We start from the raw sequence: 26,272 nt of genomic DNA on the forward strand, positions 1-26,272 counted from the left end.
CCACCCAAACGAAAAGGGCCGCCCGGTTGCCCGGGCGGCCCGATCGCGTTCAGCCGGGTGAGGCTTAGCGGACGCTGCCGCGACGCACCAGGTTGACGATGCCGAGCAGCACCACCGCACCGAGCAGCGACACCAGGAACGACGTCACCGTCAGCGGCGCGTTGTTGATCGAGCCGCCCGAGATGATCAGGCCGCCGATGAAGGCGCCGACGACGCCGACGACGATGTTCAGGAAGATGCCCTGCTGCGCGTCGGTGCGCATGATGATGCTGGCCAGCCAGCCGATGACGCCGCCGATGATCAGCCAAAGAATGATACCCATAGGTCCCTCCATTTAGCCCGCGCTGGGCTCTGCCAAAAATACTCTCGAGGCAGGCGAAATGTTCCGCGAGCGTTTCGGTTGCGACGTTTTCGTCTTGACAGGTCATTTTCCTTTTCGGCTCCGGTGCGAGCCGCTACGGAACGAAGCGTGACCGACGCCGACCGCCTGCTGACCGCCGCCCGCCGCCCCGAGGATGTCGACGCCGCGCTGCGGCCGCGCAGCCTCGACGAATTCGTCGGGCAGAAGGCGGCGCGCGAAAACCTGCGCGTGTTCATCGAGGCGGCGCGCGGACGCGGCGACGCGCTCGACCATGTGCTGTTCTTCGGCCCGCCGGGCCTCGGCAAGACGACGCTGGCGCAGATCATCGCGCGCGAGATGGGGGTCGGTTTCCGCGCGACCTCCGGTCCGGTGATCGCCAAATCGGGCGACCTCGCCGCCTTGCTCACCAATCTCGAGGACGGCGACGTGCTGTTCATCGACGAGATCCACCGGCTGCAACCGGCGGTCGAGGAGGTGCTCTATCCGGCGATGGAGGATCGTGCGCTCGACCTGATGATCGGCGAGGGACCGTCGGCGCGCTCGGTGCGCATCGACCTGCCGCGCTTCACGTTGGTGGGCGCGACGACGCGGCAGGGGCTGCTGACGACGCCGCTGCGCGATCGGTTCGGCATTCCGGTGCGGTTGCAATTCTACACGGTCGAGGAACTGACCCGGGTGGTCAGCCGCGCGGCGGGGCTGCTCGACCTCGGCATCGCCGCCGATGGCGCGGCGGAGATCGCGCGGCGCGCCCGCGGCACGCCGCGCATCGCCGGCCGGCTGCTGCGCCGGGTACGCGACTTCGCCAATGTCGCCGGCGCCGCGGTGGTCGACGCCGCGGTCGCCGACCGCGCGCTCAACCGGCTGGAGGTCGATACGCTCGGCCTCGACGCGATGGACCGGCGCTATCTGACGATGATCGCCGACATCTATCGCGGCGGGCCGGTCGGCGTGGAGACGCTGGCGGCCGGCCTGTCCGAACCGCGCGACACGATCGAGGAGGTGATCGAACCCTATCTCATCCAGCTCGGCCTGGTCGCCCGCACCGCCCGTGGCCGGGTGCTCAACGCTGGCGGCTGGAAGCATCTCGGCCTCAACCCGCCGGTCGGCAGCCAGGACGGCCTGTTCGATTCCTGATCGTCAGCGGATCAGCCAATAGACCGCCAGCGCGGCGATGCCGCCGCAGATCGCCGCGACGAACAAGGACAGCAGCCCGGCGGCGACCGACCCCTTCTGGCGCCGCGCGAAGCCGGCGCGGTTGCCCGGCTTGCCGAACAGCATCTCGATCCCGCCCGTGCCGAGGCCGGCAAGTGCGGCCATCGCCAGCGTGACGAGCGCGCCGGCCAGCGTCGAGGCGGCGACGACCAGCGCCGGCAGCAGCGCGAACGGCGCCGCCATCGCCAGCGCGGCCGTAAGCTTGGCGCGGCGGACGACGCCGGTGGCGACCGGCGCGACCGCGAGCAATTCCGGCGCGTCTTCTGCCGACAGCGTCAGCCAGGCGAGGCTGCCGGCGAGCTGGCTGGCGATCAGCACCCCGGCGGCGGCGAGCGGCGGCGCGAACGAACCGTCGCCGCCGCGATGCTGCATGCCGACGAGCACCAGCGGCAGCAGATAGACGAGGCGCAGCACGATCTGCGCGAGCAACGCCGGGTCGCGGGCGAGCAGCCGCCATTCCTTGGCGAAGACGGTGCGGCGCAGCGAGGCGTGGAACAGGCCGGCGAGGCCGCGCGAGCGGACGCGGTGCCGCGACAGCCGCATGCCGCCGTCGACATAGGTCGACAGGAAGCGCCGCTCCAGCACCACGCCGACCGCGACGAACAGCGCGATCGACACCAGCCCGATCAGCGACAAAGCGGTGCCGTCGCCGAAGGCGGCGCGCAGCGGCAGCAGGCTCCAGCCGGCGCGGCCGATGCCGTGTTCGGCGAACCAGGCGAACAACGACCGGCGCGTGCCGCTGCCGCTGTGGCTGGCGATCTGGGTGGCGAGGAAGAAGGCGCCGCCGAGCACCGCCGCCGCGATCTGGCCGACGGTGCGCGCCGCGCGCGGCCCGGCAACCGCCGCGATCAGCAGCGTCAGCGCAAGGCCCGTCGCCGCCGCGGCAAGGGCGAGCGCGATCAGCAGGGCGGCGGTGCCGAACAGGCGGGGGTGGCCGAGCGTCGCGACCGGCAGCACGATCGGCAGCAGCAGCGCGGCATAGACGGTGACCACCGACGCCGCGATGCCGAGCAATTTAGCGAGGATCGCCGCGCGCGGCGGCAGCGGCGCGGTGAGCAGCAGGTCGAGGTCGCGGGCGCCGTAGAGCGTCTGCTGGCTGGCGATCATCGCCTGGGTCGTCATCAGCGAGGTGACGAGCAGCGTCATGCCGAACAGCGGCACGGCGAGCCAGGGGCGGGGCGCGATCGGCGTGTCGCGCAGCCCGATCGCCAGCGCGATGCCGCCGAGGATGTAGAGGCCGAGCAGTACGCCGAGGATCAGCGCGCTGCCCCAGCCGCGCGGCCGCCCGCGCCATGCCAGCCGCACCTCATGGCCGATCAGCCAGGGCAGGGTACCGGGTCGGATCATCGCCTCAATGCCCGCCGGTCAGCCGGATGAACGTGTCTTCCAGCGTCAGTCCCTCCGTTCCCGCCTGGTGGCGCAGCTCGGCGAGCGTGCCCTCGGCCATCAGGCGACCGTCGGCGAGGATGCCGATCCGGTCGGCCATCCGCTCGGCGACGTCGAGGATGTGGGTGGTGACGATCACCGTCTTGCCGGCATCGACCTGCGCGCGCAGCGCGTCCTTGACGCTGCGCGCCATCGCCGCGTCGAGCCCGGTCAGCGGTTCGTCGAGGATCAGCAGGCGCGGATCGTGGATCAGCGCGCCGGCAAGCGCGACCTTCTGCTTCATCCCGCGCGAGAAACCCTCGCAGCGGGTGTCGCGCTGGTCCCATAGTTCGAGCCAGTGGAGCAGCCGTTCCGCCTCCGCGGCGGCATGGCCGGGGTCCATCCGCCACAGGCCGGCGACGAAGGCGAGATATTCCGCCGGGGTCAATTTGTCGTAGAGCATCGGCTCGTCGGGCAGCCAGGCGGTGATCGCCTTGGCGGCGAGCGGATCGCGCCGCGCGTCGATGCCGAAGATGCGGATCCGGCCGGCATCGGGCCGGGCGAGGCCGGTGACCATGCGCAGCGTCGTCGTCTTGCCCGCGCCGTTCGCGCCGAGCAGCGCATATAGTTCGCCGGCCCGGATGGTGAGGTCGAGGTCGGCGATGACCGGGCGGTCGAATCGTTTGGCGAGGCCGCGCACGGCCAGCGCCGCGACCGGCGGGGAGGGGTCGGGATCATTCATGTCGGACATAGCGTCGCCGATCCCGCGTCCGCGGACAAGCCGGCCGCGACCCGGCTCGCGCCAACAATGGCGATTTTGTTCCATCGCCTGCAAAAGAATGTTGCGTGGCACCCGGCTTTCGCATCTGATAGCCGCCTCTGTCATGCCCAGCTCGGCCGCCGCCTCCGCCCGCGAGATCCTGACCCGCCTGCACGATGTGATGGCGGGCCGTAACCCTGCGCAGGCGAAGCTGGACGCGGTGGTGGCGATCATCGCGGAGGCGATGGATAGCGAGGTCTGCTCCATCTACCTGCTGCGCGAGGGCGTGCTGGAGCTGTTCGCGACCCGCGGCCTCGCCACGGAGGCGGTGCACGTCACCAAGCTGGCGCTGGGCGAGGGGCTGGTCGGCACGATCGCCGAGGATGTCGAGGTGCTCAACCTCGACGAGGCGGCGAGTCATCCGGACTTCGCCTACAAGCCCGAGACGGGCGAGGAACGCTACCACAGCTTTGCCGGCGTGCCGATCATCCGGCGCGAGCGGGCGGTGGGCGTGCTGGCGGTGCAGCACAGCGAGCAGCGCAAATATCAGGACGTCGAGATCGAGGCGCTGCAGACGGTGGCGATGGTGCTGTCCGAGCTGATCGCCAATGCCGGGCTGATCGATCCCGCCGGCGCCGCCAAGGACCGGCCGCAGTCGACCGCCGCCGTCCGCCTGATGGGGCTGAAGCTGGTCGAGGGCATGGGATCGGGATTCGCGGTCTTCCACCAGCCGCGCGTCGTCGTCGAACATACCGTCGCCGAGGACATCAACGCCGAACGGCATCGCGTCTATGCCGCGTTCGACAAGATGCGCGAGCAGATCGACCGGATGACGCGCGAGGCGGAGTTCGGGGTCGACGGCGAGCACAAGGAGGTGCTCGAGACCTATAAGATGTTTGCCTATGACGAAGGCTGGGCGCGGCGGATCAACGAGGCGATCGATTCCGGGCTGACCGCGGAGGCGGCGATCGAGCGCGTGCAGCAGCGCACCCGCCAGCGCATGCGGCAGATCGACGACCCGCTGCTCGCCGACCGGATGCACGACCTGGAGGACCTGTCCAACCGGTTGCTGCGCATCGTGTCGGGGCAAATGGGCACGGCCGCGCAGCTCGGCCTGCGTCAGGACGCGATCCTGATCGCGCGCAACCTCGGGCCGGCCGAACTGCTGGAATATGACAAGCGCCGGCTGAAGGGCGTGGTGCTGGAGGAAGGCTCGCTGACCGCCCACGTCACCATCGTCGCGCGGGCGATGGGCGTGCCGGTGCTCGGCCGGGTGCGCGACGTGCGTCGGCTCATCGCAGAAGGCGACCTGCTGCTGCTCGATTCAGTTGCCGGCAATGTCTTCGCGCGCCCATCGGCGGCGATGGAAGAGGCGTTCGAGGCGAAGCTGACCTTGCGGCAGAAGCGGCGCGCCGCCTTCGCCGCCCTGCGCGACGTGCCGCCGACGACGCGCGACGGCCATCGCATCACGGTGATGGTCAACGCCGGGCTGCGCGACGATGCCGCTGCGCTGGACGTAACCGGCGCCGACGGCATCGGCCTGTTCCGCACGGAGTTCCAGTTCCTGGTATCCGCCACCCTGCCGCAGCGCGAACGCCAGCAGCGCCTGTATCGCGAGGTACTGGATGCCGCGGGCGACCGGCCGGTGGTGTTCCGCACCGTCGACATCGGTGGGGACAAGGCGCTGCCTTATCTGCAGCATGCCGACGGCGACGAGGAAAATCCGGCGATGGGATGGCGCGCGCTGCGGCTCGCGCTGGAACGCGAAGGCCTGATGAAGGCGCAGGCACGGGCTTTGATCGAGGCGGCGGCGGGGCGGACGCTCAACGTCATGTTCCCGATGGTCAGCGAGGCGTGGGAGTTCGGCGAGGCCAAGGCGCTGTTCGAGGCGCAGCGGGCCTGGCTGGCCGGGCGTGGCCGGCGGCCACCGGTCGAGATCCGTTATGGCGCGATGCTGGAAGTGCCGGCACTGGCCGAGCAGCTCGACCTGCTGCTGCCGGACATCGACTTCCTGTCGGTCGGCACCAACGACCTGACGCAATTCCTGTTCGCCGCCGATCGCGCCAATCCCAAGCTCGCCGAGCGCTACGACTGGCTGAGCCCGTCGATCCTGCGCTTCCTGAAGCGCGTGCTGGTGCCGGTGCGCGAGGCGGGGGTCACGCTGGCGGTGTGCGGGGAAATGGGCGGCCGGCCGCTGGAGGCGATGGCGCTGATCGGCCTCGGCATCGACCGGCTGTCGATCACCCCGGCCGCGGTCGGGCCGATCAAGGCGATGGTGCGCAGCCTCGATCGCGCGGCGATCGCCGGCTTCGTCGACGAATTGCTGGCGCGTCCGCCGCGGGACATGCGTGGCGCATTGGCCGGATGGGCGTCGGCAAACGGCGTTGATCTGGCCTGATCGTCCGCCGAAGCGGGGGTCGAGCGCGTTGACATGCCGCTGGCCCTCTGGGAATGTCGCCCCCGTCAGCGGCGGCCTGGAAGACCGTCACTCCCTTGGAGATGAGAATGGACGAGGTCGATCGCGGCCAGCCTGATGCCAACTCTGCGACGCCGATGACGGCGGGTGGACGGTTGCGCGTGGCGCGCGAGGCCCGCGGGCTCAGCCTCGCGGAGATCGCGGGCCGGACGCGCGTGCCGCAACGGCATCTCGAGGCGCTGGAAACCGGCAATTACGGCGCGCTGCCGGCGCCGACCTATGCGATGGGCTTTTCCAAGGCCTATGCGCGGGCGGTCGGGCTGGACGAGGTGGCGGTGGCACAGGACGTGCGCGGCGAGCTCGACCGGCTCGGGCCCCGCCAGCCCGAATATGTGCCCTATGAAACCGCCGACCCGGCGCGCGTGCCGTCGCGCGGCGTCGCGGTGATCGCGGCCGGTGTCGCGGTGGCGGTGCTGGTGCTGGTCGCCCTGTGGTACGGCACCACATTGTTCCAGAGCTATCGCACCGGCTCGACCGATGGCGGCCCGGTGGCCAGCCAGACGATCGCCGCCGCGCCCGCCGCCCCGGCGGCGACGCCGACCGCAACGCCCGCGCAGGGCGGGCAGGTGCGGCTGACCGCCAATGACGAGGTCTGGCTGCGCGTCTACGATGCCGACAACAAGACGCTGTACCTCGGCACGATGAAGCCGGGCGACAGTTTCGACGTGCCCGCCGACGCCAAGCAACCGATGATCAACGTCGGCCGGCCGGACAAATTGGCGGTGACGCTCAACGGGTCGGCGGTGCCGCCGCTCGGCGACGGATCGCGCGCGATCAAGGACGTGCGCGTCGACGGCGCGGCGCTGGCGGCGCGGATCAACGGCCAGCCGCTGCCGGTGGCGACCCCGGTCGCGACGGCGGAGACGGCGACGCGGACGTCCGCGCGGCGTAGCGCCGCCAGCCGGCCGCGGCGCGAGGCCGCGCCGGCGCCGGCGGCGGTCAGCGAGACCCAGCGGGCCAATCTGGATGCGGCGCAACCTGCCGCAACGACGGGCAATTCGACCGCACCTTAAGGCTGGCGACAGCTGCCCGGTTGCAGTTATGATGAATCAGGACCTCACCATCAGCTGCGCCGGGGGGCGCCCGAACCATGTCTAAGACGATCTGGGCGCTCGCCGCGTCCGCCGCTCTGATTCCCGCGACGCTGCTGGCCGTGCCGGCCAGCGCGCAGAGCAGCAACCTCGACGGGCGCGTCGGCAAGCTGGAGGGCGAGATGCGCGCCGTGCAGCGCAAGGTCTTCCCCGGCGGCGCGGGCCAGTATCTGCAGCCCGAAGTCACGCGCCCCGACACGCCGGCGCAGGCGGGCGGCGTGCCCGCGACCAGCGCGGTCGCCGACCTGACCAGCCGCGTCACCGCGCTGGAAAGCCAGATGGCGTCGATGACCGATCAGATCGAACAGAACGGCTACAAGCTGCGCCAGCTGCAGGACCAGTTCGAGGCGTACAAGCGCGCGACCGACGGCAAGCTGAAGTCGCTGGCGAGCGCACCGGCGCCGGCGCCCTCTCCCGCGGTCGGCAGCGACGAGGAGCCGATGGACGACCGCCCCGCGGCCGGCGCGACCGCCTCGCGGCCGAGCCGTGGCGGTGCGGCCCCCGCCGCCAGACCGGCATCGGCCAATGCGGACGACGCTGGCACCGCCGGTGCCAGTGCCGGTCCGGTCAGCAAGCCATCGACCGGCAACAATGCCGAGGACGATTATCTCTACGGCTATCGCCTGTGGGCGGCGAAGCAATATCCGCAGGCAGAGGCGCAGCTGAAGAAGGTGGTCGCCGATTATCCGAAGCACCGCCGCGCCAGCTACGCCCAGAACCTGCTCGGCCGGGCCTATCTGGACGAGGGCAAGCCGAGCCTCGCCTCAATGGCCTTCTACGACAATTACAAGAAGATGCCGGACGGCGAACGGGCGCCCGACAGCCTCTATTACCTCGCCCAGGCGCTCATCAAGCTGAACAAGCCGGCCGATGCCTGCAAGGTCTATGGCGAGCTGACGGATGTTTACGGAACCAAGATCTCCTCCCAGATGAAGGCCGATGTCGAGAAGGGCCGTACCGCCGCCAAGTGCAAGTGAGCCGATCGTCGCCGAGGGCGACCGGTTCCGCGATGACCTGATCCGCGCGCTCGGCCATGTGCCGCGCGCGCCGGTGCTGCTTGCCGTCTCGGGCGGGCCGGACTCGATGGCGATGCTGACGCTCGCCGCCGCGGCCGGACTGGCTGGCGGCATCGCGGTGGCGAGCGTCGATCACCGCCTGCGGCCCGAGGCGGCGGCGGAGGCGGCGATGGTCGCCGACCATTGCGCGACCTTGGGCATCGCGCATGCGACGCTGGTGCCGCACAGCGCGATCAGCGGGGCAAGCCTCCAGGCGGCGGCGCGGACCGCGCGCTACGGCCTGCTCACCGGGCACGCCAAGGCGATCGGCGCGGAGGCACTGGCGACGGCTCATCATGTCGACGACCAGGCGGAGACGTTCCTGATGCGCGCCGCGCGCGGCTCCGGCCTGTCGGGCCTCGCCGGCGTTCGCCCGCGGACCGTGATCGACGAAGTGACGGTCGTCCGGCCATTGCTGGAATGGCGCCGCGCCGAGCTGCGCGCGATCGTGCGGCGCCAGGACGTGCCGTTCATCGACGATCCGGCGAATCACGATCCGGCGCACGATCGCACGCGATTCCGGCGCTTGCTCGACGCCAACGAATGGCTCGGCCCGCCGCAGCTTGCCCGCGCCGCCGCGGCGCTGGGCGAGGCCGATGGCGACGTGCGGGCGATCGTCGACTGGCTGTGGTCGGAACGGGCGAGCGTCAGCGGCGCGACGGTGCGGGTCCGCGTCGCCGGCCTGCCCCGCGAACTGACGCGGCGGCTGGCGCGGCGGGCGATCACGGCGGTCATCGATTCGGCCCGGCTGGTCGCACCGAAATGGAGCGAGGCCGCGAACGTCGAGGCGCTGCTCGATTCGCTGGCGGCGGGCAAGCGCGCGACCCAAGCAGGGGTCGCGGCGACGCCGGCGGGCGAGGAATGGCGTTTCCGTCCCGCCCCGGCACGGCGCACCGGCTGACGCCGGTCGGATCGCACACTCTGATCGCTCAAACTGATCGCTTGTTCCATTGCCATTAACCTGGGCACGCCTATCTTGATGGCTGAAAGGTCCGTGCATGAACGACAACGACAAGCAGCCCCAGAACGACGGCGGAAATTCCGGCGGTAACGGCGGCGGCAATCCCTGGATGAAGAGCCTGCTGATCTGGGTCGGCATCCTGCTCGCGATCGGGCTGTTCCTGACGCAGTTCAACGGCACGACGACCGGGGCGAAAGGCGACACGATCGCCTATTCAAAATTCCTCGACCGGGTGGACGAAGGCACGGTGAAGGACGTCGCGATCAGCCGCGACGTGATCACCGGCACCGGCACCAGCGGCGACAAGTTCCGCACCTATCCGATCCAGGATCCGTCGCTGGTCCCGCATCTGCGCGAGAAGAACGTGACCATCTCGGCCAAGCCCGAGGAGGGGACGTCGATGTGGATGCTGCTGCTGTATCAATCGCTGCCTTTCCTGCTGTTCCTCGGCATCGCCTTCTTCGTGCTCAAGCAGATGCAGAAAAACACCGGCGGCGGCGCGATGGGCTTCGGCAAGTCGCGTGCCCGGATGCTGACGCAGAAGGAAGGCAAGGTCACTTTCGACGACGTCGCCGGCATCGACGAGGCGCGCGCCGAACTGACCGAGATCGTCGAATTCCTGAAGGATCCGACCAAGTTCGCCCGACTGGGCGGCAAGATCCCGAAGGGCGCGCTGCTGGTCGGTTCGCCGGGTACCGGCAAGACGCTGCTCGCCCGTGCGATCGCGGGTGAGGCGGGCGTGCCGTTCTTCACCATCTCCGGCTCGGACTTCGTCGAGATGTTCGTCGGCGTCGGCGCCAGCCGCGTCCGCGACATGTTCGAACAGGCCAAGAAGAGCGCGCCGTGCATCGTCTTCATCGACGAGATCGACGCGGTCGGCCGCCATCGCGGTGCGGGCTTGGGCAACGGCAATGACGAGCGCGAGCAGACGCTCAACCAGTTGCTGGTCGAGATGGACGGCTTCGAGGCCAATGAAGGGATCATCATCGTCGCGGCGACCAACCGCCCTGACGTGCTCGACCCGGCGTTGCTACGCCCCGGCCGCTTCGACCGCCAGGTCGTGGTGCCGCGCCCGGATATCGAGGGCCGCATCAAGATCCTCGAAGTGCATATGAAGAAGGTGCCGCTGGCGCCCGACGTCGATGCGCGCGTCATCGCACGCGGCACGCCGGGCTTCTCCGGCGCCGATCTCGCCAACCTCGTCAACGAGGCGGCGCTGATGGCGGCGCGCAAGTCGAAGCGGCTGGTCGCTATGGCCGAGTTCGAGGAGGCCAAGGACAAGGTCATGATGGGCGCCGAGCGGCGCAGCATGGTCATGACCGAGGACGAGAAGCGGATGACCGCCTATCACGAGGCGGGCCATGCCATCGTCGCGTTGCACGAGCCGGCGTCCGACCCGATCCACAAGGCGACGATCATCCCGCGCGGTCGTGCGCTGGGTATGGTGATGCGCCTGCCGGAGCGGGACAGCTACAGCTACCATCGCGACAAGATGTACGCCAACCTGGCGGTGAGCATGGGCGGCCGCGTCGCCGAGGAGATCATCTTCGGTTACGACAAGGTGTCGAGCGGCGCCTCCGGCGACATCCAGTACGCCACCGGCCTTGCCCGCGACATGGTCACCAAATGGGGCATGTCGGACAAGGTCGGCCCGGTCGAATATGCCCAGCCGGAAGGCGAGAGCTTCCTTGGCTATTCGTCGAGCCAGCCGGTCCGCATGTCGAACGCGACGGCGCAACTGATCGACGACGAGATCAAGGGCATCGTCGAGGGCGGCCTGACCAAGGCGAAGCAGGTGCTGACCGAGCATGTCGATCAGCTGCATCTGCTCGCCGGTGCGCTGCTCGAATATGAGACTTTGTCCGGCGACGAGATCAAGAAGCTGATTGCGGGCGAGGAGATCGGCCGGCCCGATCCCAGTCCCAAGTCGAATGTGCCGCGCGCCGGCACCTCGATCCCCAAGACGCGTCGTCCCGGCGGCCCGTTCGGCCAGCCGAGCCCACTCGGCGCCTGAACGGGATACGACCGGACCGGTTCAGCCCGGCGTCAGTTTGATCCGACTAAGCGGCGGCATTCCTCTGGTGGAGTGCCGCCGATGTCGTTCAGATTGCCAGTATTTCTTGCGGCCGCCGTGGCCGCTCCGCTGCTCGTCGCCTCGCCCGCCGCGGCGGCGATCACGGTCGGGACCTTCCTGACCAAGGCTGCGCCGCTGCGCGCCAATCCGTTTACCGCGCTGACCAACCCCGACTATCCGATGCTGAAGGCCGAGGCGGATGCGGCGACGCGCGAGCTGAAGGCGGATCGCGCCGCCCGCGCCGCGGCGGGCAAGCCGCCGATCGCCTGTATCCCGGAGGGCGAATCGCTCGGCATTCTCGACATGCTGTCGGGGCTCGACGAGCTGACCCCGGCGGAAAAGCGGCTGCCGCTCAAGGACGGCTATGCGCGGGTGCTGGCCAAGCGCTTTCCGTGCGGGTGAGGGAGTGAGCGGGCGGCTTTAACGAGGTCGGGTGGATGCGTCATGTCCACGCCATGCCTCGGCAAAGGCGCCCTGCGCGGCGGGACGTTCGGCTGTGCTGACGAGTCTGCCGTACAGCGGCCATGCCCGCACAGGAACGCGACGGACGCGATGGACCGGCGCGGCGCGTCCCTCCTGACCGGCCGGATCGCGCGCCGGCTTCTGCGGAGCGGACGTCTGGCGTAAGCGGGCGGGGCGAGCGCGTCGGACGCGCCCAACCTAGGGGAGACACGTCATGCGCACGGCCTCAATCGTCATGCTGGCGGCAGCCGCATCGCCCGGTGCGACCGCAGCGCCGACCGCGCTGCATCCGGCCAGCATCGCCGAGCACCGCCGCGCCTGTGCGGGCAGGGAAGGCTGGGCCGATTCCGCCCCGCCGATCCGCATCTTCGCCAATGTCTACGACATCGGCAGCTGCGGGATCACCGTGCCGCTGATCGTCGGGTCGGCCGGAGCGATCGTCATCGACGCGGCGACGGCGCAGGCAGTGCCGAACATCCTCGCCAATATCCGGCGGTTGGGTCTGCGGCCGGGGGACGTCAAGATCCTGCTGTCCAGCCACGAGCATCAGGACCATGCCGGCGGGCTCGCCGCGCTGAAGCGGGCGACGGGCGCGCAGATGATCGCGACCATGGTGGCTCGACCGATGCTGGAGCGCGCGGTGCCGGCGGCGGACGATCCGCAGCGAACGTCGAACCGGCCGGAATTCGCCGGCGTCCGCGTCGACCGGGTCGTCCGCGACAATGGCGTGGTGACGCTGGGCGATCTGCGTCTGACCGCGCACGCGACGCCGGGCCATGCGCCGGGCAGCACGTCATGGACGTGGCGCAGTTGCGCCGGCACGACCTGTCGCCGCGTCGTTTATGCCGACAGTGTCAGCGCCGTATCGACCGACGCCTATCGCTTCACCGATCACCCGGCCTATGTCAGCCGCTTCCGGGCCGCGCTGGCGACGGTCGCTGCTTTGCCGTGCGAGCTGATCGTCACCCCGCATCCGGGCGCCAGCGACCTGTACGCGCGGCTCGATGGCCGCAAGCCACTCGCTTCGCCGACCGCGTGTCGCGACTATGCCGCCGCCGGGCGCATTGCGCTCGACGCGCGGCTGGCCAGGGAACGCCGGCCGGGCGGCAAGCCAATGCTGTAAGCCGATTGTCAGCTTGCGCTTCTACCCTGATCGGCGATGCTGCCGGTCGACCCGATGGGCGGTGACAGGGGGGTGGGATGCGAAACGGTGTCGGCATGGCGATCGCGGTTCTGGCGGTGGCGACCGCCGCCCCGGCGGCGGCGGAGACCTGCAAGGTCGGCAAGGTGGCCGAGCTGGCGGTGACGATGCAGGGGCTACGCCCGATCGTGCAGACCACGATCAACGGCAAGCCCGCGCCCTTCATCGTCGACAGCGGCGCCTTCTTCAGCACGATCTCGCCGCCGGTCGCCAAGGCGCTCGACCTTCCCGCCGTCAACATGCCCGGCGGCCTGCGGCTGCGCGGCATCGGCGGCACCAGCGATGCCAGCGTCGCGCGCGTCCGTCATTTCGGCCTGGCGGGGTTCGACCTGAACGACGTCCAGTTCGTCGTCGGCGGCACCGACATCGGCCAGACAGGGCTGCTCGGCCAGAACGTGCTCGGGCTGGCGGACGTCGAATATGATTTGCCCGACGGCGCGGTGCGGCTGTTCAAGACGACGGGCTGCGGCAAGACCGCCTTGGCCTATTGGAGCGCGGGCAAGCCGTTCTTCGCCCTGCCGATCGAAAGCAAGGAAGCCGCACGCAACCATACGGTCGGCGCGGTCGAGCTGGACGGCGCGAAGCTGCGCGCGACCTTCGACACCGGTGCGGCGCAGACGGTGGTGACGCTGCGCGCGGCGGCCAAGGCGGGCGTCCATCCCGGCGATCCCGGCGTCGAGACGGCCGGCTGGCAGACCGGGCTCGGCAAGCGCGTGGTGCAGGGCTGGATCGGCAAGTTCGCCGTGATCAAGATCGGCGACGAGGAACTGCACAACGTCCGGCTGCGCATCGCCGATCTCGGCGATCTCGACACCGACATGCTGATCGGTGCCGACTATTTCATCTCGCACCGCATCTTCGTGTCGAACGCGCAGCGGCGGATGTATTTCACCTACACCGGCGGCCGGCTGTTCGACATGGGCGCGCATATCGACCCGGCCGGCAGCGTCGTCGCCTCCGGCGCGCCCGAGGCGGCGCCGACCGATGCCGACGGCTGGGCGCGACGCGCGGCGATGTTCCAGACCCAGCGCGACCTGCCGCATGCGATCGATGCCTATACCCAGGCGATTACGCTGGCGCCGAAGGATCCGCGCTTTCCGCGCCAGCGGGCGCTCGTCTATCTGGCGCAGCGGCGACCGGTGCTCGCGCTCGACGACCTCAACACGACGCTGACGCTCGATCCCAACGATCTCGAGGCGCAGCTGATTCGCGCCCAGGTGCGGCTGCGCGCCGGCAATCTGGGGGGCAGCATCAGCGACCTCGACGCGATCAGCGCGCGGCTGCCGCGCGAGGACGCGCGGCGTATGGCGCTCGGCCAGCTCTATTCGGCCGCCGACGCCTTCGACGCGGCGATCGGTCAATATGACAGCTGGCTGGCGACGCATCGCGACGACGCGCATCGCAGCCAGGCGCAGAACGGCCGCTGCTGGGCGCGCGTCCTCGCCAATCGCGATCTCGACAAGGCGCGCAGCGATTGCGATGCGGCGGTGCGTGCGGTGCCGAGCAATGCGTCGTTCCTCGACAGTCGCGGCCTGGTCGCGCTGCGCCAGGGCGACGATGCCGCGGCGAGCCGGGATTTCGCGGCGGCGCTGGCGATCAACCCCAAGCTCGGCTGGTCGCTCTACGGCCGCTCGGTGGTGGAGCGGCGCCAGGGGCAGATTGCTCAGGCCGATGCCGATCTCGCCGCGGCGCGTGCCGTTGACCGCACGCTGCCGGACCGCGCCAAGCGCTATGGCTTGTAGGGCTTAGGGTCCGATCCACCAAGTTGGATCGGGGCCGGTGCCGCTTCCACGTCAGGGGATCAGACCCTAGTCGGTCAGGCCGTGGAGCAGCAGCAGCGTGACGAAGGCGATCAGTGCGGTCCAGGCGAAGACCAGCAGCGCCACCGTCCGCCACAGTGCGGAGACGCGGCGGAGCGAATAGGCGCCGCGCAACTGGCGGTACATGTGGATCGGCGGCAGCAGAAACACCGTGAACACGATGAAGCCGGGCCACAGGCCGATGACCCCGCCGAGCATCAGCGCGATCACCATCAGCATCATGAAGGCGAGGCTGTAGGTGACGAAGATCGCATGGTCGTACAGGCCGAACCGCCGCCGCCACAGGAACAGCAGGGCGACGAAGGGGGTGGAGATCGGGATCAGCAGCCAGCTGTATTTGTACGCGCTGGATTGCAGCTTGTAGAGCGCGAGGCCGGGGTTCTTGTTGGCCTTTTCCAGACCGTGGTCGAGCTTGTCCCAGCCGGTCCGGGCGTTGGTGAAGGTGAAGTCGGACCGATCGCCGTCGCCGGCGGTACCCGCCTGCGTGCGCTTCAGGGCGGTGACCGCGGTTTGCAGCTCGGCGATGCTCTGATCGATCTTGGCCGTCGACTTGCCCGCCGCGACCAGCTCCGCCCGCGACTTCTGCGCCTCGTCGAGCTGGTGCTGGACCCGCTCGACGCCCTTGGCGAGGCCGACGACATGCCGACCGATCTCACCCGGCGTCGCCAGTTCGGCGATGTCGCCGCCCAGCGCGCTGATCGTCGCGAACATCAGGAAGACGGTGAACAGGAACAGGGCGAGCGGCGAAACGAAGCGGGCACGCTCGCCCGCGATGTAGCGGCGGGTCAGTTCGCCCGGGCGCATGATCAGCATCGGCAGCGTCCGCCAGATCTTGCCTTCGAAATGGAAGACGCCATGGGCGATCTCATGCCCGATCGCGCCGACCGAGCGATGGACGTGCGCCGACTGGCCGCAGGCGTGACAGTGCGAACCGATCAAACGAGTCCCGCAATTGAGGCACAGCGCGCCGGCATGGCCGTGGCCGTGCGCCTCCCCCGCGGACGGTTCGATGGAACGGGCGGCGAGCGCACCCGTGACGATGTCTGCTGCTGCAGCGATATCCCCCGACATGGGACGGGAGGGTGGCAAGGCCCGCGGCGTGGCGCAAGGGGGATCAGCGTGTTAGCAAAGGGACGATGACCGACCCCGCCATGCTGATCGCCGAGATGGGACGCCGTGCCCGCACCGCCGCCACGTCGCTGGCGGGGCTGCCGACTACGCGCAAGGCGGACGGGCTGCGGGCGGCGGCGGCGGCGCTGCGCGCCGAGGCGCCGGCGATCGCGGATGCCAATGCGCAGGACATGGCCGCGGCGACCGAACGCGGCCTGTCGGGGGCGATGCTCGACCGGCTGCGGCTCGACGAGGGGCGGATCGCCGCGATGGCGGCGGGGGTGGAAGTGGTCGCCGGGCTCGCCGATCCGGTCGGGCAGGTGATCGACTGGACGACGCGGCCGAACGGGCTGGAACTGTCGCGCGTCCGGGTGCCGATCGGGGTGATCGGCATCATCTACGAATCGCGGCCCAACGTCACCGCCGATGCCGCGGCGCTGTGCGTCATGGCCGGCAATGCGGCGATCCTGCGCGGCGGATCGGAGGCGGTGCACAGCAACGCCGCGATCCATGCGACGCTGGCGCAGGGGTTCGCGGCGGCAGGACTGCCGGCGGATGCGGTGCAGCTGGTGCCGACCACCGACCGCGCCGCAGTAGGGGCGATGCTGGCCGCGGACGGGGTCATCGACCTGGTCGTGCCGCGCGGCGGCAAGAGCCTGGTCGCGCGGGTGCAGGCGGAGGCGCGGGTGCCGGTGCTCGCGCATCTCGACGGCATCAACCACGTCTATGTCGATGCGTCTGCCGACCCGGCGATGGCGCGGCGGATCGTGCTCGACGCCAAGCTGCGCCGTACCGGCATCTGCGGGGCGATGGAGACGTTGCTGATCGACCGGGCCTTCGCCGATGCGGGCGCGCTGATCGCAGCCTTGCGCGATGCGGGGTGCGAGGTGCGTGGCGACGATCACGCCGCGGCGCTGGTGCCTGGCGTCGCCATCGCCGACGCGGCCGATTGGGACACCGAATATCTCGACGCCATCGCCTCAGTCGCGATGGTCGACGGAGTCGAGCAGGCGATCGCCCATATCGCCGCGCATGGCTCGCACCATACCGATGCGATCGTCGCGGACGACCCGGCCGTGGCGGAGCGCTTCCTGACCGCGGTCGATTCGGCGATCGTCTTGTGGAACGCCTCGACGCAATTCGCCGACGGTGGCGAATTCGGCCTTGGCGCGGAGATCGGCATCGCGACCGGGCGGCTTCACGCGCGCGGGCCGGTGGCGCTGGAGGGGCTGACGACATACAAATGGATCGGCCGCGGCACTGGGCAGGTGCGCGGTTGAGTTGAGCGGGGGCGGCGTATCGCCTATATGGCAACCATGGCCAGCCTTCAGCCGATCACCACCGAAATCGATGCCGAAACGATGGCGATGGTCGAACGCGTCGCCAGCCGCCGTGGCATGACCGGCCCCGAATTCGCGGCCGAGGCGATCCGGCGCGCGGCGGAAACCGACGACGATTTCGACGCCTTCATCCAGGCGGGTGTGGATGCCGCCGATCGTGGTGAATTCGTGTCGCACGAGGACGTCATGGCCGAACTCGATGCGATGATTGCCAAATATCGCGCGCAATGCGGGTGAAATGGACGCTGCCCGCACTGGGGGACATTCGTGGTATCGACGAATGGCTGTCGAAAGAGGCCAATCCCGGGGTTGCGCTGCGTCTGATCAGCGCGGTGCGGGCGCGGGCGGCTTTCCTGCGTGACTTTCCGCGTGCCGGGAGGCCGTTGCCGAGCGGACACCGACTGCTGCGGGTGCGCAATAGCCCCTATCTGCTTCGCTATCGGATAGTCGGGAACGCTGTGGAAGTGCTGCGCGTGCATCACGAACGCGAGGACTGGCAGCTGCCGTCTTGACCCGCATCGGACTGCTTGGCGGCTCGTTCAACCCGGCGCATCGTGGGCATCGGCGGATCACGCTGGCGGCGATCCGCGTTCTCGATCTCGACGAGGCGTGGTGGATGGTCTCGCCGGGCAATCCGCTGAAGGACGGCGCACCGGACATGGCGCCGTTCGCCGCACGGCTCGGCTCGGCGCGGGCGATGGCGCGGCGCGCGCCGATCCGTGCGACCGACATCGAGGTCCGGCTCGGCACGCGCTACACGCTCGACACGCTGCGCAAGCTGCGCCGCCGCTACCCCAAGACGCGCTTCATCTGGCTGATGGGGGCGGACAATCTGGCGCAGTTCCACCGCTGGCGCGGCTGGCGCGAGGTCGCCCGCACGATGCCGATTGCGGTGATCGCCCGTCCGGGGTATGATGATAAGGCCCTCGCGAGTGTCGCGATGGGCTGGCTGCGACGCTTCCAACGGCCCGCAGACCAGGCGAACGATTGGACGACGTGGAGATTGCCGGCCCTCGTGCTGCTGCACTTCCGCCCCGACCCGACGTCCGCGACCGCGGCCCGCGCGGCCGATCCCGACTGGCACCGGCGCCAACCGGTCCAGCAACCCAGGAGCTAACTTGGCGACGACCCCCCAGGCTGCACCCTCGCGTGCCGCGCCGATGTCCGATCCGGCCGAGGTCGAGGCGCTGCATCGACTCGTGATGGCCTCCCTCGACGATGACCAGGCGGTGGAGGCGGTATCGATCCCGCTCGCCGGCAAATCGTCGATCGCCGATTTTATGGTGATCGCCAGTGGCCGTTCGACGCGCCAGGTCGCGTCGATGGCGACCAAGCTCGCCGAGAAGATCAAGGCCGAGTTCGGCCGCATCGTGCGCATCGAGGGGCTGCCCGCGGCCGATTGGGTGCTGCTCGACGCCGGTGACGTGATCGTTCACCTGTTCCGTCCCGAGGTTCGCTCCTTCTACAATCTGGAGCGGATGTGGCAGTTCGGTGAGGCCCCGGCGGCGCCGGGCCAGCCGACGCAGGCCTGAGCATCCTTCTTCATATCGTCGCGCGCGGCCGGATCGGGCGCTCGCCCGAAGCCGATCTGGTCGACCGCTATCTGAAGCGGATCGCCTGGCCGACGCGTATCTCCGAACTGCCCGACACCGGCGGTCGCATGCCGCCGCTGGAAGCGCAGACGCGGCGGGTGCTGCTCGACGAAAAGGGTGAGGTGCTCGGCTCGCTCGACTTCGCCCGACGGCTGGAACGCTGGCGCGACGACGGCGTGCGCGAGGCCCGCTTCCTGATCGGCGCGGCGGACGGCTTCGGCGATGCCGAACGGGCGGAGGCGGACCTGTTGCTGTCCTTCGGCCGCGCGACCTGGCCGCACCTGCTGGCGCGGGCGATGCTGGCCGAGCAATTGTTCCGCGCGACCAGCATCCTGGCGGGGCATCCCTACCATCGGGAAGGGTAGGGCGCGATGATGGCCCCGTGGCTTCCTAGCGGCGGTTTGATCAGCGATTGGCGGACTCGCCGCCCCCAACCGGCGCTGTGGCTCGCGACGGCGTTGCTGCTGTCCGGCAGCGTCGCGGCGAGCGGACAGTCGCTCGCGGACCAGCGCATGCGGCTGGCGATGGCGAAGCGCGAATCGGTGGCGGCGGCGGCGCGAGCCGAAGCCCTGGCCAAGCGGGCGGCGGCGGAGCGCGGGGCGGCGGAGCGCGCGCGTGCGGAGGAGGTCGCCCTGGCGGCGCGGGTCACGGCGGCGGAGGCGAATCTGACCGCCGCCCGGACCCGCAGCGCGATGGTCGCCCGATTGCTTGCCGAGCAACAGGCCGATCTGGCGACCCGACAGGCACCGCTGGCACGGTTGCTGGCGGCGCTCCAATCGCTGGCGCGGCGGCCGACGGTGGCGGCGGTGGCGCAGCCGGGATCGGTCGACGACCTCGTCCATGTCCGCGCCGTGCTTGGCGGTGCGCTGCCGGTGATCCGCGCCGATACCACGGACGTGCGGGCCGCGATCGACCGCACCCGGTCGCTACAGGTGAGTGCCGCCGCCGCCGCCGCGGCGCTGCGCGAGGGGCGGGCGCGGCTGGAGGCCGACCGGACCGCGCTGGCCCAGGCGGAAGCGGCGCATCGTTCGCGCAGCCAGGCGCTGGGCCGCGGCGCGATGAGCGAGGAGGATCGCGCCCTTGCGCTGGGCGAACGGGCGCGCGATCTGGTCGACCGGCTGGCCGAGGGCGATGTCGCGCAGGCGACCGCCGCCGACCTTGCCGCCTTGCCCGGTCCGCTGCCGCGCCCGCTGGCGCCGGGCGCACGAGCCCCGGCGCGGCCGCGCGGCGTCTATCGGCTGCCGGTGCAGGGGCGGCTGGTGACGGGCTTGGACGAACTGTCCGCCGCCGGCGTACGGGCACGCGGATTGACGCTCGCCGTGCGGCCGGGCGCCATGGTGATCGCGCCGGCGGCGGGGACGATCCGCTACGCCCGCCGCTTCCGCGACTATGGCACGATCGTCATCGTCGATCACGGTGACGGCTGGACGTCGCTGGTCACCGGTCTGGGCCGTGCGGCGGTCAGGCCGGGCCAGCGGGTCGCGGCCGGCGCGCCGATCGGTCGGGCCGGCTCGGGCGCCGAGCCCGAGGTGACGGTGGAACTGCGGCGCCGTGGCCGGCCGATGGATATCGTCGCGCTGCTCGGCTGATCGCGGGGCGCCGCTCACCCGCCGTTCAGCGCCGCCGTGCTTTGATTGTCATCCGATACCCGCTAGGATCAGGTCCGCTTTTGTCGCCTTCAGGATTTTCGATGGCCCGTCCGCTGCTTACCGCGACCGCGATCCTCGGTTCGCTTTGCCTGATACCGCTCGCGACCCAGGCCATGGCCGCGGTCGACACCGACACCTACCGCGAATTCGATCAGTTCCTCGACGTGTTCAACCGCGTGAAGGCCGATTACGTCGACAAGGTCGACGACAAGACGCTGATCAAGGGCGCGATCCAGGGCATGCTCGCGGCGCTCGATCCCCATTCCAGCTACGTCGACGCGCTCGACTATGACAATCTGCGCATCCAGACCGAGGGGAATTATGGCGGGCTCGGCCTGACCGTCCAGATGGAGGACGGCGCGGTCAAGGTCGTCGCCCCGCAGGAGGACACGCCCGCCTATCGCGCCGGCGTCAAGTCGGGCGACTATATCACCCATATCGACGGCAAGCTGATCTACGGCGACACGCTGGACGAGGCGATCGGCCTGATGCGCGGCAAGCCGGGGTCCAAGATCAGCCTGACGCTGGTCCGTCCCGGCCACGACAAGCCGATCGACGTCACCATGACGCGCGAGGTGATCGTGCAGAAGCCGGTGAAATGGGAGGTGCGCGGCCAGGTCGGCTACATCAACATCAATACCTTCTCCGAGAATACCGGCGCCGACACGCGCGCGGCGATCATGGCGATCGACAAGAGCCTGGGCCACCGCCCGCTCGGCTACGTCGTCGACCTGCGCGACAATGGCGGCGGCTTGCTGACGCAGGCGATCGCGGTCAGCGACGCCTTCCTTGACCATGGCGAGATCGTCTCGCAGCGCGGCCGCGAGAAGACCGATATCGAGCGCTATTTCGCCAAGCCGGGCGACGACGCGCACGGCCTGCCGGTGATCGTGCTGACCAATCCCGGCACCGCCTCCGCCTCCGAGATCGTCGCCGGCGCGTTGCAGGATCATCACCGCGCGTTGATCATGGGCGAGCGCAGCTTCGGCAAGGGATCGGTACAGACGCTGCTGCCGCTCGGGCCCAAGACCGCGCTGCGCCTGACCACCGCGCGCTATTACACCCCGTCGGGGCGCAGCGTGCAGGAAGGCGGCATCGAGCCGGACATCAAGGTGCCGCAGATCAGCGACCCCGATTTCAAGACGCGCCCCGTCTTCCGCGAGGCGGACCTGCGCCGCCACCTGATCAACGAGGTCAAGGCGGACGACAAGATCCTCGAAGAGGACAACAAGGACGATCCGCGCTTCGGCATGACCGCGGAGCAATTGAAGAAGCAGGGCATCGACGACTTCCAGCTCTATTATGCGCTGAAGACCGTTGCACGGCTCGGCGGCCCGACGCAGGTGGCGGCGGCGACCGCGCCGCGGCCGGTCAAGACGCCCGCGCCGGCGCAATGACCCGCAACCAACGGCTCGCGCGGTGGATCGCGCTGCTGCTCCCTGCCGCGCTGCTTGCCGGCGCCTGGGGATCGCAGCTGTTCGGGCACCTGTACCCGTGCGAGATGTGCCATTGGCAGCGCTGGCCGCATTATGCCGCGCTGCCTTTCGCCCTGCTCGCGTTTGTGGTGCCGCAGCGTAGCGTCGCCAAGGCGCTGGTGATCGTCGCCGCACTGCTGGTCGCGGTATCGGGTGTGATCGGCGTGCTGCATGCCGGCGTCGAATATCATTGGTGGAACGGCTTCACCGCCTGCACCTCCACCGTCGACCTGCGCGGGCTCGATGCGGCGGCGCGGCTCGACGCGCTGATGAAGGCGCCGATCGTGCGCTGCGACGCGCCCCAGTGGACGCTCGCCGGCGTCTCGCTCGCCGGCTTCAATGCGATCTTCTCGCTCGCCGGCGCGTTCACCGTCCTCGTGCTGATGAGGAAGAGCCGATGAGTTGGAAACCGGGTGACCGGCGCGAGCCGGTCGAGGCGATGATCCGCGTCGATCAGGCGGGCGAATATGGCGCGACGCGCATTTATGCGGGGCAGCTCGCGGTGCTCGGCGACCGCCATCCCGCCAGCCGGGCGATCCACCATATGGCGGTGCAGGAGGAGCGGCATCGCGCCTTCTTTGACCGGCTGATCGCGGAACGCGGCGTTCGCCCGACGCTGTTCCAGCCGTTCTGGAACGTCGCCGGCTTCGCGCTCGGCGCGGTGACCGCGGCGATCGGCCCGGAGGCGGCGATGGCCTGCACCGCGGCGGTCGAGACCGAGATCGACAAACATTATCAGGCGCAGCTCGACGAGCTTGGCGACAGCGAGCCCGTTCTGTCGGAAGCGATCGCCGATTTCCAGGCGGAGGAATTGGAGCATCGCGACCATGCGATCGGCGCGGGTGCGGAAAATGCGATCGCCTATCCGGTGATGTTCGGGCTGATCCGGATGGGGTGCAAGGTGGCGATCGCGGCTGCCAAGAGGATCTGACGGGAGTTTGGTGATGCGTCTTTCCCTGACCCTGGCCGTGCTGGCCATGGCCACGCCGGCGGTGGCGCAGCAGCGTAGCACGCCGGCCGCGACCACCGCGGCCCCGGCGACGAGCGCCGCCGACGCCAAGCCGCTGTTCGTCACCCCGGCGCCGGCGCTACCCGGTGCGGTCAAGCCCAAGCCGGTGCAGGGGCCGGGCGAGGTCGCCAAGCGCGCGCCGATCAACGGCGTGCTGGTCCTCTACGGCAACGAGCGTTGCCCGACGAACAGCGACGGCGCGGAGATCGTGGTGTGCGAGCGGCGCAGCGCGCAGGAGCAATATCGCGTGCCTAAGGAGTTGCGCGATCTGCAGATCACGCCGCAGAATCAGAGCTGGGCGGCACGCGCCAAGGGCGTGCTCGATACCGGTGTCGGCGTGTCGAGCACCGGCAGTTGCTCGGTTGTCGGCGCCGGCGGCCAGTCCGGCTGTTTCGCCCAACAGGCGCGCGCGGCGAGAGAAGAGCGCAAACAGCAGAAGGCGGAAGCGACCTGGGGGCAGTGAGGGGGGCTTTGGTGCCGTTCCCTCCTTCGTCATGCCGGACTAGTTCCGGCATCCACTGATCATCGTGCCGAACGGTCGATGAGTTTGCGGCACGGTGGATCCCGGAACCAGTCCGGGATGACGAAGAGACGTAAGCGGAACGCGGCCACCTCCTTTCGCATCGCGTGTCGAGGGGATAGTCTGGAGGAGAGGCCGCAGAGGGGGATGCCGTGGCAACGACGATCGACCAACTTCGGCCACGGATGCCTTTCGCCGCGGACGGCTACGAGCGGATCCTCGCTTACGCCGCCGCACTGCTGCTCGCCGTCGTGCTGGTGGCGATCGCCCGCGGCCAGGCCGACTGGGGGCGGGTGCCGATGCTGGTCTGGGCGCATCTCGCCACGATCATCGTCGCGCTGGCGCTGACGCCGGTGATGCTGCTGGGGCGCCGCGGCGACCGTCGCCATCGCCGGCTCGGCACGATCTGGGTCGTGGCGATGGTGCTGACCGCAGCCCTGTCCTTCGGCATCCGCCAGACCAATCATGGCGGCTTCAGCCTGATCCACCTGCTTTCTGCCTTCACGCTGGTGCAGGTGCCGCTGCTCTGGCACGCCGCCCGCACGCATCGCGTCGACCGCCACCGCCGGGGCGTCCGTGCGATGGTGACGGGCGCCCTGCTGATCGCGGGGGTGTTCACCTTCCCGTTCGGGCGGATGCTCGGCCACTGGCTGTTCGGCTGATCGCGATGCGCGGCATCCGCATCGTCCTGTTCGCGCTCGTCTGGTTCAGCTGCGCCTGGTTCGGCTCGTGGGAACTCAATCCGAACAATGCGACGCGGATGTTCGCGGCGATGAGCCTGGCGGAGGGCGAAGGTGGCGCGATCGATCGCTACCAGTCGCAAACGATCGACAAGGCGATGTTCGACGGCCATTATTACCTCGACAAGGCGCCTGGCATGACGCTGCTCGCGCTGCCCGCGGTGGTAGTGGCGGACTGGATGACGGGGCAGCGTGGCACCGATTTCGGCGTGCTGCCGGTCGGGCCCGCATTCGAGCGGATGCTGCGCTTGCGCACCCGGCTTGCCGCGGCAAGTGGCGCGGCGGTGCTGACCGCGCTGGCGGCGGTGGCGCTGTTCGACCTCGCTCTGGCGACCGCCGGCAGCGCGGCGGCGGGATTGTTCGCCAGCCTGGGCTTTGCGCTCGGCACGCCGATCTGGGGCTGGTCGACGACCGTCATGGGGCATGCGCCGGTCGCGGCCCTCTACCTGATCGCGCTTTTGGCGATCTGGCGGGGCGGGGGGCGGCAGGCGCTGCTCGCCGGACTGGCGCTGGGCGGAGCGGTGGCGATCGAGCATCAGGCGATCCTCGCCGGCAGCGCGATCGGCCTTTGGGCCATGCTGCGCTTCGATCGACGGCCTGACTGGCCGCGCCTCATCGCCCTGCTATTCTGCGGCGCGGCGATCGGCGTGCTGCCGGTGCTCGGCTACAATCTGTTCGTCTTCGGCACGCCGTTCCGCGTCGCTTATTCCGGCGTGGTCGGGTGGGAAGGCATGCATCAGGGGCTGTTCGGGCTGATTTGGCCGCGCACCGGACCACTGGCGGCGATCCTCGTCGGCTGGAAGGTCGGCCTGGTCTGGGTGGCGCCGGTGCTGCTGCTCGCGCCGTTCGGACTCACAGCCTTGTACGGCGAGGGCGCGCGCCGGGGCCTCGCCCTGACCTGCATGGCGACGGCCGTGGTCACGCTGCTCGTCAACGCGGCCTATGTCTATTGGGAAGGGGGCAACACGACCGGTCCGCGCCTCGCCATGCCGGCCGTGGCGCCGCTGGCGGTGGGCCTGGCCGCCCTCTGGTCGATCCTGCCGGGGCGCCGTTCGCGAATCGCGGCGGCGATCCTGCTCGGCGGATCGATCGCGCTCAATGCCGCCATCGCCGCCGCAGAGATCTTCGCGCCGCCGACGACACCCTTCCCGCTGTGGGACTGGGTGCTGGCCGGGCGGTTCGCCGACGGCGAGCTGCGCACGGTAGCCAGCGAATGGTTCGGCTGGTCGCCGTGGTTCGGCCTGGCCTGGTGGGCGGCGCTTGCGCTGCCGATGCTCGGCTGGCTGGTCGCCAGCGTCAGGCGTGCGGCGCGCGCTTGAGGCCGCGGACGCGGTGCCAGAAGTAGAAGGCGACCAATGCGACGAGGACGATACCGATCAGCAAGTCGGCACGGTGGAAGGCCGCCTTGACCCGGGGATCGCTGTTCCACTTGCTGCCGAGCTTCATGCCGACCCAGGCGAGGCCGAAGCACCAGGGCCAGGAGCCGAGGAAGGTATAGACGTGGAACGGCACCAGCCGCATCCGCGCGACACCGGCCGGAAAGGCGATGAAGCTGCGGATCACCGGGAGCAATCGCCCGATCAGCACGGCGATGCTGCCCCAGCGGGCGAAGAACCGGTCCGCCGCGTCGAGCTCACCCGGGCCGATTAGTAGATAGCGGCCCCAGCGTTCGGCCACCGGCCGGCCGCCGCGCTTGCCGATCTCATAGGCGACGATCGATCCGATGTTGCAGCCGATCGCCCCCGCGGTCGCCGCCAGATAGAGGTCGAAGCGACCGGTCGAGACCAGATAGCCGGCGAACGGCATGATGATTTCCGACGGCAGTGGAATGCACGCGCTTTCGATCGCCATCAGGATGGCGATGCCGACATAGCCGCCGCTGGAGATCACCCAGATGGTGAAGGTGGCAAGGACGCCCAGGATCTTTTCGAACATGGGACCCGCGCTTGGCCGATCCCGAGGGGTAAGGGAAGGGGGAACCGGCGTGCGCGCTAAGCGC

General features: G+C 69.8%; 27 protein-coding genes. 22 read left to right on the forward strand and 5 right to left on the reverse strand.

The genetic code is table 11. The features are described from left to right. Positions 1–64 precede the first annotated feature (64 nt). Positions 65–322 carry a GlsB/YeaQ/YmgE family stress response membrane protein gene (locus D9601_RS00055; RefSeq protein WP_198351923.1) on the reverse strand — a complete coding sequence of 86 codons (258 nt, stop codon included), beginning with the start codon at positions 320–322 and terminating at the stop codon, positions 65–67. Positions 323–469: 147 nt separating this feature from the next. On the opposite strand from D9601_RS00055, the gene ruvB reads away from it, so the two are divergent. Then, positions 470–1,495, forward strand: a complete 1,026-nt coding sequence (gene ruvB, locus D9601_RS00060) for a Holliday junction branch migration DNA helicase RuvB (protein ID WP_198351924.1) — start codon at positions 470–472, stop codon at positions 1,493–1,495. Positions 1,496–1,498: 3 nt separating this feature from the next. On the opposite strand, the gene D9601_RS00065 is transcribed toward ruvB, so the two are convergent. After that, positions 1,499–2,920, reverse strand: coding sequence for a hypothetical protein (locus D9601_RS00065; protein WP_198351925.1), 1,422 nt, complete (start codon positions 2,918–2,920; stop codon positions 1,499–1,501). Between the two features lie 4 nt (positions 2,921–2,924). Continuing rightward, positions 2,925–3,689, reverse strand: coding sequence for an ABC transporter ATP-binding protein (locus tag D9601_RS00070; protein WP_232473743.1), 765 nt, complete (start codon positions 3,687–3,689; stop codon positions 2,925–2,927). A 133-nt stretch (positions 3,690–3,822) separates the two neighbouring features. Here D9601_RS00070 and ptsP point away from each other — a divergent pair, with 133 nt between their 5' ends. The 8 genes from ptsP to D9601_RS00110 all read left to right on the forward strand — a co-directional run bounded on the left by ptsP (position 3,823) and on the right by D9601_RS00110 (position 14,760). Beyond that, entirely contained in the window at positions 3,823–6,096 is a 2,274-nt protein-coding gene (gene ptsP / locus D9601_RS00075) for a phosphoenolpyruvate--protein phosphotransferase (protein ID WP_198351926.1), read from the forward strand. Positions 6,097–6,203: 107 nt separating this feature from the next. Continuing rightward, positions 6,204–7,187 carry a helix-turn-helix domain-containing protein gene (locus tag D9601_RS00080; protein WP_198351927.1) on the forward strand — a complete coding sequence of 328 codons (984 nt, stop codon included), beginning with the start codon at positions 6,204–6,206 and terminating at the stop codon, positions 7,185–7,187. 77 nt (positions 7,188–7,264) lie between these two features. Further along, positions 7,265–8,242, forward strand: a complete 978-nt coding sequence (locus tag D9601_RS00085) for a tetratricopeptide repeat protein (protein ID WP_198351928.1) — start codon at positions 7,265–7,267, stop codon at positions 8,240–8,242. Next, positions 8,205–9,221: a tRNA lysidine(34) synthetase TilS gene (gene tilS, locus D9601_RS00090; protein WP_198351929.1), complete on the forward strand. Its 1,017-nt coding sequence runs from the start codon at positions 8,205–8,207 to the stop codon at positions 9,219–9,221. Before D9601_RS00085 ends, tilS begins: the two co-directional genes overlap by 38 nt. A gap of 97 nt (positions 9,222–9,318) precedes the next feature. Then, on the forward strand, positions 9,319–11,295 hold the full coding sequence (ftsH, locus tag D9601_RS00095) for an ATP-dependent zinc metalloprotease FtsH (RefSeq protein ID WP_198351930.1): 1,977 nt from the start codon (positions 9,319–9,321) through the stop codon (positions 11,293–11,295). Positions 11,296–11,388: 93 nt separating this feature from the next. Then, entirely contained in the window at positions 11,389–11,757 is a 369-nt protein-coding gene (locus D9601_RS00100) for a hypothetical protein (protein ID WP_232473744.1), read from the forward strand. Between the two features lie 274 nt (positions 11,758–12,031). Next, on the forward strand, positions 12,032–12,940 hold the full coding sequence (bla, locus tag D9601_RS00105) for a subclass B3 metallo-beta-lactamase (RefSeq protein WP_232473745.1): 909 nt from the start codon (positions 12,032–12,034) through the stop codon (positions 12,938–12,940). A gap of 95 nt (positions 12,941–13,035) precedes the next feature. Next, positions 13,036–14,760 (forward strand): aspartyl protease family protein, encoded by a 1,725-nt coding sequence (locus D9601_RS00110; RefSeq protein ID WP_232473746.1) that lies wholly within the window; start codon positions 13,036–13,038, stop codon positions 14,758–14,760. A 66-nt stretch (positions 14,761–14,826) separates the two neighbouring features. Here D9601_RS00110 and D9601_RS00115 read toward each other — a convergent pair whose 3' ends face one another. Continuing rightward, positions 14,827–15,909: a DUF3667 domain-containing protein gene (locus tag D9601_RS00115; RefSeq protein WP_198351932.1), complete on the reverse strand. Its 1,083-nt coding sequence runs from the start codon at positions 15,907–15,909 to the stop codon at positions 14,827–14,829. Between the two features lie 65 nt (positions 15,910–15,974). Between D9601_RS00115 and D9601_RS00120 the strand changes: the two genes are divergently transcribed. From D9601_RS00120 to D9601_RS00180, 13 genes are all read left to right on the forward strand, one after another. Then, positions 15,975–17,228 carry a glutamate-5-semialdehyde dehydrogenase gene (locus D9601_RS00120; RefSeq protein ID WP_198351933.1) on the forward strand — a complete coding sequence of 418 codons (1,254 nt, stop codon included), beginning with the start codon at positions 15,975–15,977 and terminating at the stop codon, positions 17,226–17,228. 36 nt (positions 17,229–17,264) lie between these two features. After that, entirely contained in the window at positions 17,265–17,525 is a 261-nt protein-coding gene (locus D9601_RS00125; RefSeq protein ID WP_198351934.1) for a CopG family transcriptional regulator, read from the forward strand. Continuing rightward, complete coding sequence (locus D9601_RS00130) at positions 17,516–17,800, forward strand: type II toxin-antitoxin system RelE/ParE family toxin (protein ID WP_198351935.1); 285 nt, start codon at positions 17,516–17,518, stop codon at positions 17,798–17,800. The genes D9601_RS00125 and D9601_RS00130 overlap by 10 nt, the downstream gene beginning before the upstream one ends. Then, positions 17,797–18,405 carry a nicotinate-nucleotide adenylyltransferase gene (locus D9601_RS00135; RefSeq protein ID WP_198351936.1) on the forward strand — a complete coding sequence of 203 codons (609 nt, stop codon included), beginning with the start codon at positions 17,797–17,799 and terminating at the stop codon, positions 18,403–18,405. Before D9601_RS00130 ends, D9601_RS00135 begins: the two co-directional genes overlap by 4 nt. A 43-nt stretch (positions 18,406–18,448) precedes the next feature. Beyond that, entirely contained in the window at positions 18,449–18,820 is a 372-nt protein-coding gene (gene rsfS, locus D9601_RS00140; RefSeq protein WP_198353297.1) for a ribosome silencing factor, read from the forward strand. Positions 18,821–18,822: 2 nt separating this feature from the next. Further along, positions 18,823–19,245: a 23S rRNA (pseudouridine(1915)-N(3))-methyltransferase RlmH gene (locus D9601_RS00145; protein WP_198353298.1), complete on the forward strand. Its 423-nt coding sequence runs from the start codon at positions 18,823–18,825 to the stop codon at positions 19,243–19,245. Between the two features lie 6 nt (positions 19,246–19,251). Then, positions 19,252–20,469, forward strand: coding sequence for a murein hydrolase activator EnvC family protein (locus D9601_RS00150; RefSeq protein WP_232473747.1), 1,218 nt, complete (start codon positions 19,252–19,254; stop codon positions 20,467–20,469). A gap of 101 nt (positions 20,470–20,570) precedes the next feature. Then, positions 20,571–21,926, forward strand: a complete 1,356-nt coding sequence (locus D9601_RS00155) for a S41 family peptidase (protein WP_198351937.1) — start codon at positions 20,571–20,573, stop codon at positions 21,924–21,926. Then, the gene (locus D9601_RS00160; protein ID WP_198351938.1) at positions 21,923–22,405 is read left to right on the forward strand and encodes a disulfide bond formation protein B; all 483 of its coding nucleotides are present in this window, start codon (positions 21,923–21,925) and stop codon (positions 22,403–22,405) included. The genes D9601_RS00155 and D9601_RS00160 overlap by 4 nt, the downstream gene beginning before the upstream one ends. Continuing rightward, a complete protein-coding gene (locus D9601_RS00165; RefSeq protein ID WP_198351939.1) occupies positions 22,402–22,935 on the forward strand; it encodes a demethoxyubiquinone hydroxylase family protein in 534 nt (177 codons plus the stop codon). Before D9601_RS00160 ends, D9601_RS00165 begins: the two co-directional genes overlap by 4 nt. 13 nt (positions 22,936–22,948) lie before the next feature. Continuing rightward, positions 22,949–23,476, forward strand: coding sequence for a hypothetical protein (locus tag D9601_RS00170; protein ID WP_198351940.1), 528 nt, complete (start codon positions 22,949–22,951; stop codon positions 23,474–23,476). 242 nt (positions 23,477–23,718) lie between these two features. Next, positions 23,719–24,195, forward strand: coding sequence for a DUF2306 domain-containing protein (locus tag D9601_RS00175; RefSeq protein WP_198351941.1), 477 nt, complete (start codon positions 23,719–23,721; stop codon positions 24,193–24,195). A gap of 5 nt (positions 24,196–24,200) precedes the next feature. Continuing rightward, the gene (locus tag D9601_RS00180) at positions 24,201–25,592 is read left to right on the forward strand and encodes a hypothetical protein (RefSeq protein ID WP_198351942.1); all 1,392 of its coding nucleotides are present in this window, start codon (positions 24,201–24,203) and stop codon (positions 25,590–25,592) included. On the opposite strand, the gene D9601_RS00185 is transcribed toward D9601_RS00180, so the two are convergent. Then, positions 25,570–26,208: a DedA family protein gene (locus tag D9601_RS00185; RefSeq protein ID WP_198351943.1), complete on the reverse strand. Its 639-nt coding sequence runs from the start codon at positions 26,206–26,208 to the stop codon at positions 25,570–25,572. The two genes, D9601_RS00180 and D9601_RS00185, sit on opposite strands and share 23 nt — an antisense overlap. Positions 26,209–26,272 lie beyond the last annotated feature (64 nt).

Origin of the sequence: Sphingomonas sp. MA1305 (assembly GCF_016107325.1) — a bacterium.
In the GTDB taxonomy this organism is placed as follows: domain Bacteria; phylum Pseudomonadota; class Alphaproteobacteria; order Sphingomonadales; family Sphingomonadaceae; genus Sphingomonas.

What these genes read in the sequence shown, in the direction of transcription:
- D9601_RS00120 (WP_198351933.1), top strand. Translation starts at nt 15,975, where the DNA reads ATGACCGACCCCGCCATGCTGATCGCCGAGATGGGACGCCGTGCCCGC.
- bla (WP_232473745.1), top strand. Translation starts at nt 12,032, where the DNA reads ATGCGCACGGCCTCAATCGTCATGCTGGCGGCAGCCGCATCGCCCGGT.
- D9601_RS00085 (WP_198351928.1), top strand. Translation starts at nt 7,265, where the DNA reads ATGTCTAAGACGATCTGGGCGCTCGCCGCGTCCGCCGCTCTGATTCCC.
- D9601_RS00065 (WP_198351925.1), bottom strand. Translation starts at nt 2,920, where the DNA reads ATGATCCGACCCGGTACCCTGCCCTGGCTGATCGGCCATGAGGTGCGG.
- D9601_RS00170 (WP_198351940.1), top strand. Translation starts at nt 22,949, where the DNA reads ATGCGTCTTTCCCTGACCCTGGCCGTGCTGGCCATGGCCACGCCGGCG.
- D9601_RS00185 (WP_198351943.1), bottom strand. Translation starts at nt 26,208, where the DNA reads ATGTTCGAAAAGATCCTGGGCGTCCTTGCCACCTTCACCATCTGGGTG.
- rsfS (WP_198353297.1), top strand. Translation starts at nt 18,449, where the DNA reads ATGTCCGATCCGGCCGAGGTCGAGGCGCTGCATCGACTCGTGATGGCC.
- D9601_RS00055 (WP_198351923.1), bottom strand. Translation starts at nt 322, where the DNA reads ATGGGTATCATTCTTTGGCTGATCATCGGCGGCGTCATCGGCTGGCTG.
- D9601_RS00125 (WP_198351934.1), top strand. Translation starts at nt 17,265, where the DNA reads ATGGCCAGCCTTCAGCCGATCACCACCGAAATCGATGCCGAAACGATG.
- tilS (WP_198351929.1), top strand. Translation starts at nt 8,205, where the DNA reads ATGTCGAGAAGGGCCGTACCGCCGCCAAGTGCAAGTGAGCCGATCGTC.
- D9601_RS00180 (WP_198351942.1), top strand. Translation starts at nt 24,201, where the DNA reads ATGCGCGGCATCCGCATCGTCCTGTTCGCGCTCGTCTGGTTCAGCTGC.
- D9601_RS00115 (WP_198351932.1), bottom strand. Translation starts at nt 15,909, where the DNA reads ATGTCGGGGGATATCGCTGCAGCAGCAGACATCGTCACGGGTGCGCTC.
- D9601_RS00080 (WP_198351927.1), top strand. Translation starts at nt 6,204, where the DNA reads ATGGACGAGGTCGATCGCGGCCAGCCTGATGCCAACTCTGCGACGCCG.
- D9601_RS00070 (WP_232473743.1), bottom strand. Translation starts at nt 3,689, where the DNA reads ATGTCCGACATGAATGATCCCGACCCCTCCCCGCCGGTCGCGGCGCTG.
- D9601_RS00110 (WP_232473746.1), top strand. Translation starts at nt 13,036, where the DNA reads ATGGCGATCGCGGTTCTGGCGGTGGCGACCGCCGCCCCGGCGGCGGCG.
- D9601_RS00175 (WP_198351941.1), top strand. Translation starts at nt 23,719, where the DNA reads ATGCCTTTCGCCGCGGACGGCTACGAGCGGATCCTCGCTTACGCCGCC.
- D9601_RS00150 (WP_232473747.1), top strand. Translation starts at nt 19,252, where the DNA reads ATGATGGCCCCGTGGCTTCCTAGCGGCGGTTTGATCAGCGATTGGCGG.
- D9601_RS00130 (WP_198351935.1), top strand. Translation starts at nt 17,516, where the DNA reads ATGCGGGTGAAATGGACGCTGCCCGCACTGGGGGACATTCGTGGTATC.
- ftsH (WP_198351930.1), top strand. Translation starts at nt 9,319, where the DNA reads ATGAACGACAACGACAAGCAGCCCCAGAACGACGGCGGAAATTCCGGC.
- ptsP (WP_198351926.1), top strand. Translation starts at nt 3,823, where the DNA reads ATGCCCAGCTCGGCCGCCGCCTCCGCCCGCGAGATCCTGACCCGCCTG.
- D9601_RS00165 (WP_198351939.1), top strand. Translation starts at nt 22,402, where the DNA reads ATGAGTTGGAAACCGGGTGACCGGCGCGAGCCGGTCGAGGCGATGATC.
- D9601_RS00155 (WP_198351937.1), top strand. Translation starts at nt 20,571, where the DNA reads ATGGCCCGTCCGCTGCTTACCGCGACCGCGATCCTCGGTTCGCTTTGC.
- D9601_RS00160 (WP_198351938.1), top strand. Translation starts at nt 21,923, where the DNA reads ATGACCCGCAACCAACGGCTCGCGCGGTGGATCGCGCTGCTGCTCCCT.